This window comes from Pantoea brenneri (genome assembly GCF_038594305.1).
Taxonomy (GTDB): Bacteria; Pseudomonadota; Gammaproteobacteria; order Enterobacterales; family Enterobacteriaceae; genus Pantoea; species Pantoea brenneri.
The window spans coordinates 28759-47199 of the sequence record NZ_JBCGBG010000008.1; the positions used below are offsets into that span (position 1 = coordinate 28759).

The 18441-nt window shown below is 54.6% G+C and carries 15 protein-coding genes; 5 read left to right on the forward strand and 10 right to left on the reverse strand.

Annotation, left to right across the window (positions count from 1 at the left end; translation table 11 throughout):
* Positions 1–248: 248 nt before the first annotated feature.
* Positions 249–1202 (forward strand): LacI family DNA-binding transcriptional regulator, encoded by a 954-nt coding sequence (locus AABB92_RS20580; protein ID WP_046289445.1) that lies wholly within the window; start codon positions 249–251, stop codon positions 1200–1202.
* Here AABB92_RS20580 and AABB92_RS20585 read toward each other — a convergent pair.
* The 4 genes from AABB92_RS20585 to AABB92_RS20600 form a co-directional block, all read right to left on the reverse strand.
* On the reverse strand, positions 1199–2083 hold the full coding sequence (locus AABB92_RS20585) for an ROK family protein (RefSeq protein WP_046289446.1): 885 nt from the start codon (positions 2081–2083) through the stop codon (positions 1199–1201). The genes AABB92_RS20580 and AABB92_RS20585 overlap by 4 nt on opposite strands.
* A 295-nt stretch (positions 2084–2378) precedes the next feature.
* Positions 2379–3665, reverse strand: a complete 1287-nt coding sequence (fabF, locus tag AABB92_RS20590; RefSeq protein WP_316554140.1) for a beta-ketoacyl-ACP synthase II — start codon at positions 3663–3665, stop codon at positions 2379–2381.
* Positions 3666–3914: 249 nt separating this feature from the next.
* A complete protein-coding gene (locus AABB92_RS20595) occupies positions 3915–4529 on the reverse strand; it encodes a TetR/AcrR family transcriptional regulator (RefSeq protein ID WP_031378225.1) in 615 nt (204 codons plus the stop codon).
* Between the two features lie 146 nt (positions 4530–4675).
* On the reverse strand, positions 4676–6634 hold the full coding sequence (locus AABB92_RS20600; RefSeq protein WP_031378226.1) for a sigma-54-dependent Fis family transcriptional regulator: 1959 nt from the start codon (positions 6632–6634) through the stop codon (positions 4676–4678).
* Positions 6635–6823: 189 nt separating this feature from the next.
* Between AABB92_RS20600 and AABB92_RS20605 the strand changes: the two genes are divergently transcribed.
* From AABB92_RS20605 to AABB92_RS20620, 4 genes are all read left to right on the forward strand, one after another.
* A complete protein-coding gene (locus AABB92_RS20605) occupies positions 6824–8272 on the forward strand; it encodes a sugar porter family MFS transporter (RefSeq protein ID WP_046289388.1) in 1449 nt (482 codons plus the stop codon).
* A gap of 12 nt (positions 8273–8284) precedes the next feature.
* On the forward strand, positions 8285–9298 hold the full coding sequence (locus AABB92_RS20610; RefSeq protein WP_046289389.1) for a Gfo/Idh/MocA family oxidoreductase: 1014 nt from the start codon (positions 8285–8287) through the stop codon (positions 9296–9298).
* A complete protein-coding gene (locus tag AABB92_RS20615) occupies positions 9298–10077 on the forward strand; it encodes a TIM barrel protein (protein ID WP_046289390.1) in 780 nt (259 codons plus the stop codon). Before AABB92_RS20610 ends, AABB92_RS20615 begins: the two co-directional genes overlap by 1 nt.
* Positions 10078–10149: 72 nt before the next feature.
* Positions 10150–11070, forward strand: coding sequence for a substrate-binding domain-containing protein (locus AABB92_RS20620; protein WP_031378161.1), 921 nt, complete (start codon positions 10150–10152; stop codon positions 11068–11070).
* A gap of 330 nt (positions 11071–11400) precedes the next feature.
* Here the strand turns inward: AABB92_RS20620 and AABB92_RS20625 are convergent, their stop codons facing one another.
* The 6 genes from AABB92_RS20625 to AABB92_RS20650 form a co-directional block, all read right to left on the reverse strand.
* A complete protein-coding gene (locus tag AABB92_RS20625) occupies positions 11401–11859 on the reverse strand; it encodes a DcrB-related protein (protein ID WP_238585856.1) in 459 nt (152 codons plus the stop codon).
* Positions 11816–14005 carry a peptidase domain-containing ABC transporter gene (locus AABB92_RS20630; protein ID WP_152659112.1) on the reverse strand — a complete coding sequence of 730 codons (2190 nt, stop codon included), beginning with the start codon at positions 14003–14005 and terminating at the stop codon, positions 11816–11818. The genes AABB92_RS20625 and AABB92_RS20630 overlap by 44 nt, the downstream gene beginning before the upstream one ends.
* Positions 14006–14021: 16 nt before the next feature.
* Positions 14022–15281 carry an HlyD family secretion protein gene (locus AABB92_RS20635; protein ID WP_046289392.1) on the reverse strand — a complete coding sequence of 420 codons (1260 nt, stop codon included), beginning with the start codon at positions 15279–15281 and terminating at the stop codon, positions 14022–14024.
* 26 nt (positions 15282–15307) lie between these two features.
* Positions 15308–16630, reverse strand: coding sequence for a TolC family outer membrane protein (locus AABB92_RS20640; RefSeq protein WP_046289393.1), 1323 nt, complete (start codon positions 16628–16630; stop codon positions 15308–15310).
* Between the two features lie 35 nt (positions 16631–16665).
* A complete protein-coding gene (locus tag AABB92_RS20645) occupies positions 16666–17322 on the reverse strand; it encodes a response regulator (RefSeq protein ID WP_046289394.1) in 657 nt (218 codons plus the stop codon).
* A gap of 63 nt (positions 17323–17385) precedes the next feature.
* Positions 17386–18441 (reverse strand): fimbrial protein, encoded by a 1056-nt coding sequence (locus tag AABB92_RS20650; protein ID WP_238585857.1) that lies wholly within the window; start codon positions 18439–18441, stop codon positions 17386–17388.

Here is an 18441-nt window from a genome sequence, read left to right on the forward strand (position 1 = left end):
GGATATCATATGGAAACCGGTTTCCATTGGCGGTGCTCAGAAGTGTGATGTCGGTCAATAAGCCGATGATGCGGGGTTTTTTTATTGGATTCCGGTCACAAAAATGGCTGTAATAGCGCAGCCTTTTCGGGCATTTGGAAAATCGGTTTCCATAGAATGCTGAAATGGCTATACTTTGCCCGGCGAACAAATGGGCAGTAAGCACAGGTTGGCTTTTTTTGGCATAGCGCCGTTTTCAGGGGAATAACATGTCTACTATCAACGATGTATCACGGTTAGCTGGGGTATCGAAAGCCACAGTTTCCCGGGTGTTGAGCGGTTCACGCGGCGTGAAAGAAGCCAGCCGGCTGGCGGTACTGAAGGCAGTCGAGGAATTGAATTACCGGCCTAACGTAATAGCTCAATCGTTATTCAGCCAGACTACCCACTGCATCGGCGTTATCTGTGCCCAGGAAAACGTAAACCAGATCACCGCCTGGCTTTTTGCGCTGGAAAAGCAGCTGCGCCAGCATCAGAAACATCTGCTGTTGCGCTTTGCCCGCAGCAAAAGTGAGGTTCTGACCGCGCTGGACGAGCTGAGTTGTGGCCTGTGCGATGATGTGCTGATCATCGGCGCGCGCTTTCCTCTTAACATCGATGATGAACATGTCATTCTGGTTGACTGTGCCGAAGCCGAAGGGCCGAACAGTATTCAGTTCGACCACGCGTTTGCCGCTGAGACGGCCTGCAATTTCCTGATCAATCAGGGCCGCCGGCAGATCGCCTTAATTCAGCCTGAGAACGGGGGCACCGCAGGGCAGCTATTACTGGGCTACAAGCTGGCGCTGGAAAACAATCTTCTGCCCTTTAACCGCAATCTGGTGATCACCGAAGCGGTCTCCTCGTCGGTGGCAATTCAGATGCTGCTGAATAATGCCAGCAGCCGGAGTTTTAATGCGCTGCTGGTGGCTAACGAGCAGGAAGCGCAAAACGCCATGGCGCAGCTGCAGGCGTTTAATAAAGCGGTGCCGAAGGACGTGATGGTATTCAGCCTGGCGGGATCGGTTAATTTACCCGGGTTACCGACCATTCCGGCTATTGAATATTCACTCGACCTGCTGGCATCACGCATTGTCGGCTGGTTAACTGCCACTACCCAACAGATGCTGGGTAGTTCGGTGTTACGCGGCGATTTAATCATTCCGGACTGGCGACAGCGCTAAGAGAGCTCACTCTGCTGGCTTTGCAAAAAGTGATAGGCTGCGCCCAGCATGCCGGAGTCGTTGCCGTAGGTGGCGGTATCAATGCGGATATCGATTTGATATTTTTCCAGCTGCTGTGAAAGCTCCTGCAGAAAGGATTCGCGTTCGGTTATACCGCCGCCGATGAAAATGGTCTGCGGGTCAAACACGCTGAACAGGTTATATAAACCGGCGGCAAGATGCTGGTAAAAGGTATTAACCACTTTTTGTGCTAACTCATCACCTTGCTCAAAAGCATCGAACACATCTTTACCGCTGATATCATCGGCGGGCTGGCCGCTGAGCTGAGCGTAATTTTCGCGCAGCGCGGTCATGGTGCAACTCTGGGCCATGGTATGCGGCTCGATATTGCTGTCGGTCGGACGCGAGGTCAGCAGACAGCCAAATTCTCCGGCCCGATTGCGTCCCCCGCGGATCAGTGCGCCGTTACAGAACGCTGCGCCACCGAGTCCGGTGCCAATGGTTAACATCAGAAAATCATTCAGCTTTTTCGCTTTTCCCAGCCAGCGCTCTGCCAGCAATGCACAGTGCGCATCGTTTTCAACCGTAGCGGGCAGGCTGGTTTTTTCGGTCAGCCACTGGCTCAGATGAAACCGATCAAAGTCACGCACCGTCCCGCCCATCGCAATATAGCCGTTATCCGGATCGATATAACCCGGCGTGCTGACCGCAATGCCGCTGCAGGACGGGTTCTTCTTTAGCCAGGCGATAATCTGCTCCAGAATCTTATTCCGGTCATTATGGGAGATATCGCTACTGTCGCTCGCCAGAATATTTCCCTGACGATCGATTACGCCCATTTTTAATGAGGTCCCGCCAATATCGAAGGCTGCAATATTCATTCGCTTTCCCTGAGGTTATTGTGGTCGATCTAATTGTAGCGCTGAAATTTAACCGTAAGCGGCGACGGGCGGGCGATATTGTCAGGAAAGGTACAGAAGTATAAAGATAATCGTGCAGGCCCACCGGGGTCTGCATCGTCAGGCAGAGATCGGCAGGCGACCGGGGTTTCAGCACCCGATCTGTCGGGCGCGTAAGCGGTGAGGCGGGTCCCGAAACCGTTAAGCGTGGTAAGAGGACCCGCTGCCGTGCAACAGACAACCGCACGGCAGCGGGACCCGACTCAGTCAGACGTGGTTACCACTTACGCAGCAGGATGCTGGCATTTACCCCGCCAAATCCAAAGCCGTTCGACATCGCATAGGTCAACTCCATCGGGCGGGCGTTCAGCGCCACCAGATCGAGGTTGCCCGCCGCTTCATCGGGATGATGCAGGTTGAGGGTCGGTGGAACGCATTGATGACGCAGCGCAAGCAGGGTAAATATTGCCTCTAACCCGCCCGCCGCGCCCAGCAGATGCCCGGTTGCTGATTTGGTCGAGGTAATGGCTACCGATGAATCGTCGCCAAATACCGAGCGAATTGCCGCGAGTTCACCGCGATCGCCGACCTGAGTCGAGGTGGCATGGGCGTTGATGTGCTGCACCGCTTCCGGCCCAATCCCGGCCTGGCGCAGGGCCAGTTTCATCGCCCGCGCGGCACCGCTGCCATTTTCCGGGCTGGCGGTCAGGTGGTAAGCATCGGCGCTGGTTCCGTAGCCAACCAGTTCTGCCAGTGGGGTAGCACCGCGCGCTTCGGCATGCGCCAGCGACTCAATCACCAGCAGGCCCGCGCCTTCAGCCATCACGAAACCGTTGCGGTCGCGATCAAACGGCCGCGAGGCGTGATGCGGATCATCGGCAAAGCCCACCGACAGCGCACGTGCGGCCGCAAAGCAGCCCAGCGTCACCCGATCCAGCGCTGCCTCCGTGCCACCACAGATAGCAATATCCGCTTCGCCACTTCTGATCAGTCGGGCGGCATCACCGATCGCCTGCACGCCTGCTGCACAGGCGGTGACGGGGGCGCCAAGCGGCCCGGTAAATCCATGTTTGATCGAGACATGACCCGCCGCCATATTGGCGAGGAAGGAAGGGGCGGTGAAAGGGGAAAGCCGGCGCGGACCGCGAGCGTCAGTGGTACGCACTGCTTCAGCAATAGCGCCAAAGCCGCCTACGCCTGAGGCGATAATGGTGGCGGTGCGTTCGCGCGCGGCCTCATCTTCCGGCTGAGGATGCCAGCCCGCCTGCTTCAGCGCTTCGTCCGCCGCCAGCAGCGCAAACTCGATAAAGCGGGACATTTTTTTGCGTTCTTTAGGCAGGATAAAGGCTTCAGGATCGTACCCTGCCAGCGGATCTTCATCGACCGTTGGGACGCTACCGCCAACCGAAATGCCGGTGCCGGCACTCATCTCGTCGGACAGGCCACGAATCCCCGACTGACCTGCTGTTAAGCGTTGCCAGACCGTTTCCACGCCGCAGCCAAGAGGCGAGACGATGCCCATACCGGTAATGACAATGCGTTCAGACGCCGCTGAATGACTCATGTGTTTCCTCCTGTGGTCAGTCTGTGCTGTGGCAATTCATCTGCTACAGACGCGTGAGTTTTATCAATGCACGCTTTCAACCTTAGCGTGGATGAGGCAACCCTGCGCACCTGGCGCAGAGCGTCGCCTGCAGGCCATCAGGCTTAACGGGAAGAAAACCGGTGAGCGTAACGACAGCAATGATCTGATCGGCCGATCAAAGTCATCGCTATCTTTGATCAAGTAACCGATTTAGTCAATGGTCACAGTTCAGGGCGCCAGGCTGCGTAATACCAGTGCCGCCAGCTGAACTGAGGCCGCTTCTGCCTCATCGAGGTTATACTGCAGCAGCACCGGGCTGGCATAAGGTTTGATCACCCGATAGATGGCTTCTGCCGCTTCATCAGCCGGGGTTTTACGTTCAAATTCGCCCGCCTCTCTGCCCTGACGAAGAATCTGATGAATCAGGTTCAGCACACGTTCTTCATGCGCCTGGGCTGAGGGCCAGCGATCGCGCGAGGCCACTGCGGCGATGTCATACAGTTTACGATCGTGAAAAAACAGCTCGGTGCCGGTCACCGAAAGGGTACGAAACAGGCGGCGGAACTGTTCAGAAGCGCTGGGCGCATCGGCTATCGCCGCCTCCACCCGCTGCATAATCATCGTCAGCCGGCTGGAGCAGATCACTTCGCCAATCGCCTGTTTAGACTCAAAAAACTTGTAGATATAGGCTTTGGAGAAGCCAATTGCCCTGGCAAGATCAGAGACGGTGGTTTTCTCATAGCCGTAATGGGCAAAGTGCTGCATCGCGGCATCAACAATCTGGTCGCGCACGTTGTGCTCGGCAGGGCCGCGGACGCCGGCATCGGTATGCTGTTCTGACATTTTCACCGCCTGATAAGTGAAGTGGGTTATTCAGTGACCACTGGGTTAGATGGTCACATTTTAGGCCTTTTAGCCGGCAAAAGCCATGATTCCCGCTGTGTGGCGATGACCAGGCGGCTAACCTGCACGTGCCCTGACGCGGCAGGTTACTGGCGCAGGCTGTCGATCGGAATGTTCCACTGGTTCAGCTTGTTGTAGAGCGCAGTGCGTGAAATCCCCAGCAGCTTAGCCGACTGCCGCAGATTACCGCCCTGAGCGCGGATGGTCTGCAGTATGCAGGCCCGCTCATTATCCTGCAGCAGGCTGGTCACCTCGACGACGGCAGGGGAGGCGCTGGCAACAAATTCGGCGGGCAGATCGGTCAGCCCGATGGTGCTGCTCTGGCAGAGGTTGACGATCCGCTCGACCAGATTTTCCAGCTCACGGACGTTGCCCGGCCAGTGCCAGGCCTGCAGGCAGTGCATCGCCTCTGTCGTCACCTGCGGCGGGCGTTTGTTCAGTCGCTGACATAGCGCGCTGATAAAGGTATTCACCAGGTCGGGGATGTCGCTTCGACGATCCCGTAAGGCTGGAATGGTCAGCGAAATGACGTTGAGACGATAGAACAGGTCACGCCGGAAAGCCCCCTGTTCCACTGCGCTCTGTAGATCGCAGTGGGTGGCCGCCACGATGCGTACATCCACCTTAACCGGATGGGCAGCACCGATGCGCAACACCTCATTCTCCTGCAGTACGCGCAGCAGGCTGGTCTGTGCCTCGAGCGGCATTTCACCAATCTCATCGAGGAACAGGGTGCCGCCGTCGGCCAGCTCAAATTTTCCGGCTGAACCCCCCCGGCGCGAGCCGGTAAAGGCACCGTCAACGTAGCCGAACAGTTCGCTCTGCACCAGATCGCGCGGCAGTGCGCCACAGTTAACCGCCACGAATGACTCCTGTGACCGGCTGCTGGCGTTATGAATCGCCTGAGCAAACAGCTCCTTACCGGTGCCGCTTTCGCCGGTCAGCAGCACCGTGCTGTCGCTGCGGCTACTGGCTCGCGCATGCTGTATCGCCTGTTGCAGCGTGGGCGCATTGCCACGAATCATGTCAAAGGTATAACTGGCGCTGACCCCCAGCACCCGCCGGGTGATCGCCCGGATTCGCTGGTTTTCGCGCAACGATAAAATACGTCCGCCATCCGGTGCCGGCATCAGTGATACCAGGCAGGAGACGCTGCGTCGGCCATCCGGGCGAAACACCATCTCACGATCGTTACAGCAGGGAAGGGTGAGCAGCGATCCCGATTGCGGCTGCAGCAGCTGGTCGATCAGCGCACCGTCCGTCGCCATGCCGGCAAAAATCTGACGGGCGTAACGATTCAGGGTTTTGATACGGCCGTCGCGATCGCAGACCACCACGCCTTCATTCAGGGTTTCCAGAATCGACTGCTGCTCAGCCAGCAGGCGGCGCAGGGTCAGTTGCTGCCCAATCGCTTCGGCCGCCGCCTGCACCGTGCCCAGCGTGTGAACGTTGAAACTGTCAGGCGTTGCCGTCAGCGTCAGGACGCCGATCATCCGCCCGCTGGCATCACGAATCGGTGCCGCCGCGCACTGCTGGTTACGCTCGCGAAGGGCCATCTTCCAGTTCTCTCCGCTCAGCACATAGACCAGCCGCTGTTCGCGTAAACAGCGTGCGGTGCAGTTGGTGCCCAGCACCTCTTCACGCAGGATGCTGCCGACTGGCGTCAGATCGCTGCCGCAAAAGCTCAGCACCACGCCCTGCGCATCGGTCAGGTTGATGTGGCCATCCGGATTGTAGGCCAGCAGGTTCTCCATCACGCTGCGTGCCACCGCAATCAGTTCACTGTTCAGGCTGAGAATCGCGGCCACCTCGTCCGAGGCCGGCGCGCTGTAGCTGAACCGGGTCGGATCGATGCCGCGCTGCCGGGAGCGTGTCCAGGATTGCAGGATGCTGCTGCGGATCCAGTGCGGTTGTTCACCCGCCACAAAGGCCTGCCATCCCTGCGCAAGCAGCTGCTCCCAGCGTGCCGCATCGCTGCCTTCAGGCAGGCTGAAAATGGCGTCGCTCTCTTCTTTATTCGGCAATAAATCGTGCAGCGTGGGCATCTCTGCCTCCGGGTCAGAATGGAATGTCCATTTTAATGACATGTTAAGTTGACATGTAAATTTTATTTTCATCCGGCCGCGGTTATCTGAGAGGTCGTTCACATAAAACCCGGTTTAAAAACTGGCACCTGTTTTGCAATCTTCAGGCTAACGCTCACCGGTAAAAATTAACGGGAAAGTTAAGCTGTTATGCGTAAACATAATCTGAAGTTGCTGCTATTTATCTGTTCCATCGCCTCGCTCAGCGGGGTGATCCTTGGCTATGACGCGTCGGTTATTTCCGGAGTGATAGAGCCGTTAACCGAACATCTGTCTCTGTCGCCGTGGCAAAGCGGTTGGGCTGTTTCAAATGTGATCCTCGGTTGTGTGGCCGGTGCCTGGTGTGTTGGCGCACTCTCTGACCGGATCGGCCGTAAGCCGACGCTGGTGATCACCGCCCTGTTATTTACGCTGTCAGCGGTGGGTTCGGCGCTGGCCGATACCCTGACCCAGTTTGTGCTTTACCGATTGGTTGGCGGGCTGGCCGTTGGCATGGCCTCGGCGATTACGCCACTCTATATTGCCGAGGTGTCACCAAAAGATTGGCGCGGCCGCATGCTTGGCCTGCAGCAGATGCTGATGGTGGGCGGTCAGGTTACGGTTTATGTGGTCAACTATCTTATCGCCCGCGGCATGACTCACAGCTGGATCGTCAGCGAAGGCTGGCGCTGGATGCTGGCATCCGGCGTGGTGCCCTGCCTGTTGTTTCTGGCGCTGGTGCCGTTTATGCCGGAATCGCCGCGCTGGTTAGCGCTGAACGGCAAGCGCGATCGGGCGCTGACGGTGCTGACCCGTTTGTCTACGCCACAGCATGCCGCCCGCCTGCTGGCAGAGATCAGTGCTTCCGCTGCCGATCAGCGCGACGGCGGTGCCCGGCCCGCGTTACTGCGTGATGCCCGGGCGCGCTACATCCTGCTGATTGGCTGCGCCATCGCCATCCTGCAGCAGATTTCCGGCATTAATATCCTGCTCTATTACGCACCGTCACTGCTGCAGAACATCTCCTCTGATACGCAAACGTCGCTGTTCCACAGCATTTTCCTTGGGGTAGCGCTGCTGGCCGGCGTGGCCTTCTGCCTCAACGCCGTTGATCGCTGGGGACGTACCCGCCTGCTGCGCTGGGGCGCGCTGGGCTGTGCCGTCTGTCTGATGGTGACCTCGTGGGCCTTTATTGCGCAAACCGGCGGGCTGCTGCCGGTGATCGGGCTGGTGGCCTTCGTGCTGATTTTCGGCATGTCGTGGAGCCTGGGTGCCTGGTTACTGATCTCAGAAATCTTTCCCAACCGCATCCGCGCCGTCGCTATGGGATACGCCTTCTCATCAATGTATCTGGCCAATTTCATTGTCACCCAGAGTTTCCCGATGATGAATCGCAACAGCCTGCTGATGGACCACTTCCACGGCGCGTTTCCGCTGATGCTGTGCGCCGTTGGCTGTCTGGTGGCCTTCTGGTTCGTGCAGCGTTTTCTGCCGGAAACCCGCGGCGTCTCGCTGGAGCACATCGAGCCGCTGATGTTATCGAAATCCCGTCGCTTTGCCGCTGAGGCACAGCAGACATCCGGACCCTCTATCCAGCCTGACTGGGCAAACAATAAATAAACAGGAGCTGTTATGAATCATAAAACTGTGCGTGTGGGATTGATTGGCGCAGGCCGAATGGGCAGTTTTCATGCGGAGAATCTGGCGCTGCGGGTACCCGGTGCCCGCCTGACCGCCGTTGCGGATCTGCAGCCTGGTGCCGCGCAGCGCCTGGCCGATCGGCTGGGGGTTGAGAAGGCCTATACCGACTTGCAGGCATTACTCAACGACAGTGAGATTGATGCGGTGGCCATTGCGACTCCGGCCCGCACCCATGCTGAGCTGGTGATTGCCGCCGCGCAGGCCGGTAAGCATGTCTTTTGTGAAAAACCGATGGCGGTGACGCTGGAGGAAGCTGACCGGGCAATTGCGGCCGCGAAAACAGCGGGCGTGGTTTTACAGGTCGGCTTCAATCGTCGCTTCAGCGCCGGCTTTGCCGCCGCCATCAGCGCAGTCAAAGCCGGTGAAAACGGCACTACCCAGCTAAGCCGCTCGGTGACCCGCGACCCCGCCTTACGCGATCCGGCTCCGATCCCGCAGTGGACCATCTTTCTGGAAACGCTGATCCACGACTTCGATACCTTGCTGCATTTCAACCCCGGTGCCCGACCGGTTGAAGTCTATGCGCTGGCGGATGCGCTGGTCCGTCCCGATTTTAAAGATAAGGGGCTGCTGGATACCTCTGTGGTGACCATCCGTTTCGATAACGGGGCGATTGCCACGGCCGAAGCCAATTTCCAGGCCGTCTACGGTTATGACGTGCGTGGTGAAGTGTTTGGCAGCAAAGGCATGCTGCAGGCCGGCAACATCAATCAGGATAACTGCGTCCGCTATCACGCCGACGGTATTGCGATAGCAACCTCACGGATGGATACCGATCTGCTGCGTGACGCCTACGTGGCGGAAATGACCGAGTTTGCGCATTGCATCCTGCACGGTGAGACACCACGCGCTACCGGCATTGATGCCCGCAATGCGCTGGAGATCGCGCTGGCCTGTATTGAGTCGGTGCAGCAGCGCAAGCCTGTCTTGCTGGGAGCACGCTAATGGCCGGTTATCAGTTATCTGTCTGCGCCGAGATGGTGTTTCTCGATATGCCGTTTATCCGCCGGGTTGAGCGCATTCATGCGCTGGGGTTTGGAGTCGAAATCTGGAACTGGGCCAATAAGGATATCGATGCGCTGGTGGCGACGGGTGCGCGCTTCACCTCAATGACCGGCTATCTGAGCGGTAACCTGACGGATGAGGATCAAATCGAGCCGCTACTGCAAAGTGCTGAAACGTCGCTGGCGATTGCGGAACGGCTTAACTGCCCGAGCCTGAATTTGCACGGCACCGGACTGGACGAGAATGGCCAGGCAATCAGGCCGGTGGAGAGAGTGACCGGGGCGATGTGGCTCAAAGCGGCAGATACGCTGCGCCGCCTCGCCGCACTCGGTGAGCGGGCCGGACGCGTCTTTACCCTCGAGAACCTTAACCTGGCGGTTGACCATCCGGGCACCCCCTTTGCCCGCGCAGCGGATACGCTGGCGCTGGTCGAGGCGGTCAACAGTCCGGCGCTGAAGATGAATCTGGATCTCTATCACGCCCAGATTGGCGAAGGCAATCTGATTGAGCTGATCCGCCGATGTGGTCCGGCGATCGGAGAAATACAGGTCGCGGATGTGCCGGGACGGATGCAGCCTGGCACCGGCGAAATCAACTATCGTGCGATTGCCCGCGTGCTGGAGCAGGTCGGCTATCGCGGCGTCGTGGCGCTGGAAGGCTGGGCCGCCGGTGACAGCGAACAGGCACTGGCCCAGTTCCGCGATCATTTTACCGTGTAATCACCTCCCCGTCGGGTATTTGTCTGTTGCCCGACGGACTTATGATAATAAAAAACCCTACAGGATAAGATCATGAAAACCAGACTATTTGCGATGTTCCTCGGCATGCTGATCAGCGTGTCAGCCGGTGCTAAAACGCCCAAAATCGGCGTGGCACTGGCAAACTTTGACCTCAATTTTGTCTCGATCCTGCGCACCCAGATGATTGGGGAAATCAGCGCGCTGAAGATGGACGGGCAGTTCGTTGATGCCAAAGGCGATGTTGCGCTACAGGTACAACAGGTTGAGGATTTCATTAACCAGGGCGTGGATGCCATTATTCTCAACCCGGTGGATACGCAGGGCGTGTTACCGATGATTAAAGCGGCCCGGTCAGCAGGCATTCCGTTGGTGTTTGTTAACCGCAAGCCGGAAGTTAAGCTGCCGGAAAATATGGCTTATGTCGGCTCAGATTCTGCGCTGGGCGGTGAAATGCAGATGGAAGCGCTGGCAAAGAGGATGAACTATCGCGGTAACGTCGCCATCCTGATGGGCGCGCTGTCGAACGAAGAGGCGCGGGAGCGCACGCGCGCAGTAGAAGCGGTCATCGCAAAGTACCAGCAGATGGCGGTTATTGAAAAGCAGACCGCACGCTGGCAGCGTAATGAAGCGGTGGATGTGGTGTCGGGCTGGTTGCTCAACCAGCGTCCGATTGATGCGATTGCCGCTAATAACGATGAAATGGCTATCGGGGCGATTATGGCGCTGAATCAGGCTAAAAACAGCCATATCCTGGTAGCCGGGATTGATGGTACTCCGGATGGTCAGCAGTTCGTGAAAACCGGCAAAATGGCGCTGACCATTTTTCAGGATGCAAAAGGACAGGCGACGGGCGCGGTAAAAGTGGCGAAGGCGCTGCTGGATAAACAGAAAGTGGATGAGATTAACTGGATCCCTTATAAAACCATTACGCACGACAATTATACGGAATTTGCGGCGGCCAGTGCGCAATAGATTCTGGCCGTTTACCGATTTTTATCTGTTTATCCCCCGCGCCAGGCATGTTGATATTTTGTCTGGCGCGCTGGCTTACCCATTCCGGCGTGGCGTGTTAATCAGGCTATCCGGCTATTTCAGCATAATGCGGCAGCCGTCAGCTGGCGTTATGCTGACTGAAGCCGTGTCTGACCTGTTTACCTGCCCGTGTTTCTGAGGCGTGATAACAGCGGCACAGCCGGAAGCATAAAAAAAAAGCCGCTTAAAAGCGGCAAAATTCATGACAGGCATGAAACAACTGAAAAACAAAAATAAACCAATATTACCCGGCGTGATGCCGGGTAACCGTTAATCGTGCGTTCTGAAACTGTTTAAGGTGTCAGTGAAACACTGCATCTCTTTGTCAGTAATCGGTGACGCTTTCGAGAGGGTGAAAATAAGTAAATCATCTGTATTAAAGGTGAAGATGGCCTGTTTCTGGTACTGACGATGGTTATCAGGGCGTAAAAAGTTATAGCTAATGAGCAGGCCGGTCGCGACGTTATCGCCTAATGTGATGCTCTCACCCGGTGCCTGCTGCCAGTCTTTAACCTGTTTGCTTAACATGCCAAGCTGGCTCTCTATATACTCTTCGGTGCAGTTATGATTGCCTAATGCATCGCGTGACAGCGTAATCGGCGGCAAAACCGATCGCTTATCCGCCAGCGTATTAAGTGTTCTTTCTGTATAGCCTTCCGGAATCGTAACCATACCTTCACTAAATTTACATATCTGGTTGTTCATTTTCTTTTTCCACTTTTCTTTCATTGTCTGCGGGTGAAAATAACTGGTCGGCAGTTATTTCGCTGAATTTACCGTTGTTCAGCATAACGATTCGGTCTGCACTGCGGATAGTTTCCGGGCGGTGCGCAATAATTATGCGCGTGATGTTCATCCGCTTAATGGCGTTATTTATCTGTTTTTCATTATAAATATCCAGATGGCTGGTCGCTTCATCCAGCACCAGGATCTTCGGCTCCCGATAGAGTGCCCTGGCAAGTAAAATACGTTGTAACTGTCCGCCGGACAGGAAAGATCCCATATCGCCTACCAGACTCTGATAATTCATCGGCATTTTCATGATATCGCCATGAATTTGAGCCAGACGCGCAACCCAGGTGATTTTTGCATGGTCAGGTTCATTATCAAAAAAGCTGATATTTTCACTGATCGAACCAGAAAACAGAATATCATCCTGCATCACACAGCCAATACGGTTGCGGTGATGCTGTAAGCCGGTCTTGGTTATATCCATGCCGCCAACGGTGATGACGCCACTCTCCGGATGCAATAAACCGAGAATAATTTTCGCCAGCGTGGTTTTACCCTGACCAGACGGACCGACAATCGCCACGCTTTCACCGGCTTTGATTGTCAGGCTGATATCGTCAATAACCCAGGGTTCGGTGGGTGCATAGCGAAAGCAAATATGCTCCAGTGCGATATCCTGAGGGATCTCGGGTTCGTCGCTGTGATCGAGCAGACTCGGGCTGGCCTCTTCGCAGGGTTCTGTCTCCGACAGTACGATGTCGGCCAGACGCTCGCCGTGCATGCGCAACATGCGAAAATCAATAATTGCATTGATTAAACCCGCCCCGCGGCTCATGAACTGGTCAGAGAAACTGATGAACGCGGTGAGCATACCGGCAGAAAAGTTGCCATCCAGCACCTGCAATGCCGCCAGCCACACCAGCACCACCCGACCCACTGAGGTCAGTATTCCCTGCGCCGATCCAAACAGGATATTGAGCTTCTGCATCACGATCCCTTTATTGGTACTCTCCACCAAAAAATTCATGTAGGCAGAGAGACGCGGGATCTGCTTGTTGTTAGTTTTAACCGCCTGGATACCGCGTAGCGTTTCCAGCAACGACGACTGGGTGCGCGCTGAGCTGATGATCTGCTCCTCATTAGCACGGCGCACCGGATCATAGGCCAGGAAGCGCAATAATCCATAAGCAACGAACAGGGCGATCACTAACCAGGCCAGTTTGGCATTGTAGATAAACAGCATCATGACGGTGACGATCGACATGACCCCATCCAGCACGGTGCTGATAAAACGCGAGGTCAGGGTACTCTGAATGGTATTCAGTGAACCGTAGCGTGACAGGATGTCGCCGACGTGACGTGACTCAAACCAGTCGAGCGGCAGCTTCAACATATGCTGGCAGACGTTGACCGTCCACTGCACGCTAAGCTGGCTGGAGAACCAGCTCATCACCCAGGAGCGCAGGGCGGAAATCATTGTCTGGAACAGCGCAATCATAATGAAGCCCACCCCCAGCAGGGTAAGCAACGAATAATCGGCCGAGACCAGCACCATATCCATTACCCACTGCATAAAGAACGGGGATAACACGCCGAACAGCTCCAGCACTACCGACAGAATCAGCACCTGACAGAATGCCGATTTGACGCCGGTGACGCTGCCGACCAGCTTCATCATTGAGATGCTGGCTTTTTCTTCCTTCACTTCAAAGGTTGAAGAGGGAATCAGTTCTAACGCCACGCCGGTGAACGCTTTCGAGGCCTCTGCGAACGTCAGCTCGCGGATTCCGCGTGCGGGATCGTGCAGCGTGATCTTATTGCCGCGGACTTTTTTCAGTACCACAAAGTGGTTCAGTTCCCAGTGCAGAATACAGGGCATGCGCAGCTTAGACAGCTCTTCAAGATCGACCCGCAGCGCGCGCGAACTCATATTCAGCTGTTGTGCCATTGCAATCACATCGGCCAGCGTGGCGCCTTTGAGCGAGGTAGCAAACCGCCGGCGCAGGGTGATCATATCGATCTCATGCCCGTGGTAGTTGGCAACCATCCCCAGGCAGGCCAGCCCGCATTCGGTCGCTTGTGACTGGCGGATCATCGGCAGACGGTTAAACCATCTGAAATTAAGTTTATCTTTTAACAACACAGCACAGACCTTTTAATCAGAGCGAAATTTTGTGGCCGAGCGCGAATAACGGCTCCAGGACCCACTCGTACAGACGACGTTTGTCGACAATAAAATCGGCGTCCAGCGCCATACCGGGTTTCAGCGGTTCGTTTTGCAGGTAGGCTTTAATGGTCTGCTTATCCAGCGCCACCAGTACCCGGTACTGCTGTTCCTGGATATTGTTTTTCCCGGTTAAGGTTGAAACTTCCTGCGGGGTGAGGGCTGTGCGTGAGACTTCGATGACTTTGCCATATTGCTGACCGAACTTTTGATATGGGAAGGCTTTGTAACGCAGCACAACGCGTTGTCCGGCCTGGATAAAACCGATCGATTGGGTGTTTACCATGATGCGCGCCACCAGTTCACTGTCACTGGGAAGGATCGCCATGGCTGACTGGCCTGCACTCAGCATCTGACCGTTCTTGATCATAATCATGCCAACGTAGCCGCTTTTCGGCGCACGCAATTCAAACGAACGGCGCGCTTCATTTTCAACCTGTGACTGACGGTTGTCCGCCAGCTGTCGCTCAATATCGTTACGCTTTTTCGCGTCATCAAGCGGCTTCTCGTGCAGTTGCTGCTGCGCCTGCAGGATCTTCTGAGCAATATCCAGCAGCTGCCGTTGATACTCCTGGTAGCGGGCCTGACTGTCGAGCAAGGCCGACTCCTGCTCTTCCATTTGACGATTCGAGGCATAGCCCTGGTCATGCATCGCATTCAGCTTGGTTAGCTGCAAGCGCGCCAGCTCAACCTGTTTTCGGCGATGGGTCATCTGCAGCCGCAGCTGTTCTTGCTGTAATTTCAGGCTGTTGATGGTCTCTTTCAGCCCCTGCATTTCAACCTCATGCAGCTTGCTGAGGGTTTTCAGATCCTGCTGCAGACGTTCACGTTGTGCCGACAGGTTTTCAGCCACTACCTGGCGGGTCTGGCCAAATTGCGTCGAGACTTCTGATGACAACACCATCAGTACATCGCCTTTCTCGACCCGCTGGCCTTCTTTAACCGGAATATCGATAACCGTTGCGCTTACGGGCGGCGGGATGATCAACATGCCGTTTTTAGGTAATAACTCCCCGGTAGAGGACTCATATTTGGTATAGCTACCAAAAATAAAAAAGAGCGTTGTCGCAGCAGTAATGACGACCACGATGGAAATAACCAGCCATCGGTAGGGCGGACAATAAAGTGCGACGGTGCCCAGACTGCCGCGATTGGCAGCATCAAGTGCTTCCTGGCGAAAAAGTGACTGTTCCATTTAACTATTCATCGTAAGAGGGTGAATTAACGACACTGAAAAAAATTCAGCATTTCGATTGATAACGATCCGGTGCTTTGGGCCAGATTAAGCAGAGCATTGAGATAATTAAATCGAGCTTCCGCCTGATCTTTCAGCGCGCTGTAATATTTTTGCTGAGCATCCATTTCGTCGTTAACCGTGCGAAAACCCATCTCGCGGCCATATTTCACCGAGACGACTTTTTCCCACGCCGATGAAACTGCATTTTTTTCAGCATTGATCAGCGCTTTGCCATTAGTGAGACTAAGCCAGGCGGAACGTGTTTCCTGCACCGCTTTGCGCTGGGCTTCAATAATGCTGAATCGCGAGGACTCGCGGCGGTAGGCCGCCTCAAAGGATTGTGACAATTGACTGCCGCCGGCAAACAGCGGCACAGAGACGTTTACTCCATATTGCAGGTTATTCGTTTTCGAGTTAGTACCGAAAATAGCGTCATAGAGGAAGTTCTGATCATTATCGTTGCGGCTCCAGTTGGTGCCATAGCTGGCATAAAGCGACACCACTGGCAGGTGCGCCGCATCGGCGGCCAGCACATCGGCATCCGCCTGATCGTGCTGGAACATGGCAACTTTAATATCGTTGTTACGCTGCTGACTGGCGCTGATCGCTTCAGATAAGGTGGAATAGGGGGCGGCGTTAAGGCACTGAAAGTTAACCGGCTCCAGCGTATCCGGATTAACGCCTGACAGCCGCCGCACTGCTTCACCTGCCAGTAACAACTGATTGCTGGCTTCGATCTGTTTCGCCTGTGCGATAGCGTAGTTCGCTTTCGCCTCATCTACCTCGGTACGGGTGTTCTGGCCGTTGTTCAAACCGGCCTGCAGCTTTTCCATCTGCTGCTTGAAGTTATGACTTGCCGCTTGCGCGGCCTGTAAAACTTCCTGCTGATACAGCACGGTAAAATAGGCATTAGCCACCGTGCCCAGCAGTTTTTCTTCAGCCTGACGGGCCTGAGCGTCGGCGGTATTGGCAATCGCCGCGCCTTTTCGCCAGCCCGCATATTTGCTCATGTCAAACAGCGGTTGTCTGACGCGAACATTATAATTATGCGATGTCACGCCACTCTGGTATTTCTTGTCCGGCTGCTCCTGACGATCCCAGCTTCCTTCAAGCGTGAGTGTCGGCAGCATTCCTGACATTCCCTGCCAGTATTTCTGTTTATCAGCTTCGCTGGTTTGCTTACTGGCCTGTAATGCCGAATCGTAATTTAACGCCGCCTGCGCGGCTTGTTGTAAATTTGCGGCGTGCGTATAAGCCGGCATGCAGATAACGGCCAGCACAAGTCTGTTTAAGTAATAAGTTTTCATATTATTCGCTGTTTCATACAGTAAAAATGCCTGGGTTAAATTAATTCCTGGGCAAAAACATATTTGATCAACTCGGTATTGGAGTGCAGGTGAAGCTTTCTCATTGCATTATATTTTTGCGTGGCAATGGTGCTGACGCTGCGCTTTCGTATTTTGGCAATATCCATCAGGCTATGCCCCATCGCGAATAATCGAATTATTTCGTTTTCTGACGGCGATAGCAGACTGTTGGTTGTGCCTGTTTTCATCTCATGGGCCAGGCATTTCATTTTTTCAGAATAATAAATCCCTTTGTTGGATGAGCATATCCACCTGAAAGCATCGACCAGTTGCCTGCAGTCATCCCGTTTACTCACAATGCCGATGACGGGTATCTGCAAAAGCTTGTTTAATACCGCCTGGCTGTTCTGCGCAGTAAAGATAATAATGTTCAGCTCAGGTAGCTGCTTATGGATCTCCTCAATTTTCTTCACGCCATTTAAATCATAGCGTTCAAAATTAAAATCGGTAATCAGGATATCGGGTGTGTCCTCCTTAAGATGTAAAAGTAAACCTTCTTTCTCAACCGGATAAGCATGAATTTCATGCTGAACAAATTCGGTTGAGAAAATCGACTGGACTGCGTATACAATGAATGGACTCTCATCAGATACACCAATCCGTAGCGTATTTTTTGTTGGGGGTGAAACCACTGAAGAATCCTTTGATCAGTCAGAGCGGGATAAAAGCAGGGCAGATAAATGCCCTGCGCCTGTTTACTGGTAACTTAATGTATAAGTCGCTACTGCATTAGCACTTCCTGGACCTACCGTCTCCGCCGTCTGATAATAACGAGCATATAAAGGTACGTTGATTAACGCTGCGGAGATCGGATACGAGGCAACGGTAAAAGGTACGGCCAGGGGAATCGGGTGCTGGCTTTCATTCAGTATCTGCACGCCGACGCCACGCGCTGTTGAACTGCTATTCAGGGCCACCACACCGGAATCTGCTAAACCACTGACCGCATCGCCATCGAACTGCATCAGTACATCAAAGGTGCCTGATAACAGCGATTCACAATTGAGCTGGACATCAAAAGAAACCAGCTTGCTGGTCTGTCCAACACCGGCGCCTAATCCACCGCTTTTACTCAGGGAATAACTCCCTAAGGGGACTTGCTGAGTGACATTACCGGCGACCGAGCAGGTTTCATCTTTTACCGTAATCGCGTTATTTCTGAGATTAGTAGCGACATATTGTTCATCGCTGCCTGTCACCAGTGAACCTACCCGGAACATACTGAGGGTGGTGCGCGTAATCGGCGTCAGTGAGGAGGAGGTTCGCACAATTTTGAATGGGACGGTCAGTGAGAACTCGGTATAATTATTCAGAATACCGCCACCGGTGATCCCAGCATAGGTGCTGACCATCTGTCCTGTCGGGATGTTGCCTGCTTCATTAGAATATTCACCGCCATATCCCAGATACAGCGTTAGCCCATACCCCAGCGATCCTTCAGCAATATTCAACCGTTTGAAATAAACTTCACCCGTCAGACCGTCTCTGTAGTCGAGGAAGTTGATGCCGCATTGCACATCAACTTTCATTTCCCCCTGATAAACCACGGTACCAATAGGAATGGCAGATGACAGCGTAATCCCGAGGGTTCTCAAATCCAATGCGTTGGTGGTCATCGGTGCTTTACAGATTAATTCGGTATCTGCATCCGCGTAGGTATTCGTAGCCGACAGCATAACGCCAGTGAATGCAGTCAGGGTTAGCGTAAATATTCCGGCCACTTTTTTTATCGTGTTAATAAAATTCATCAT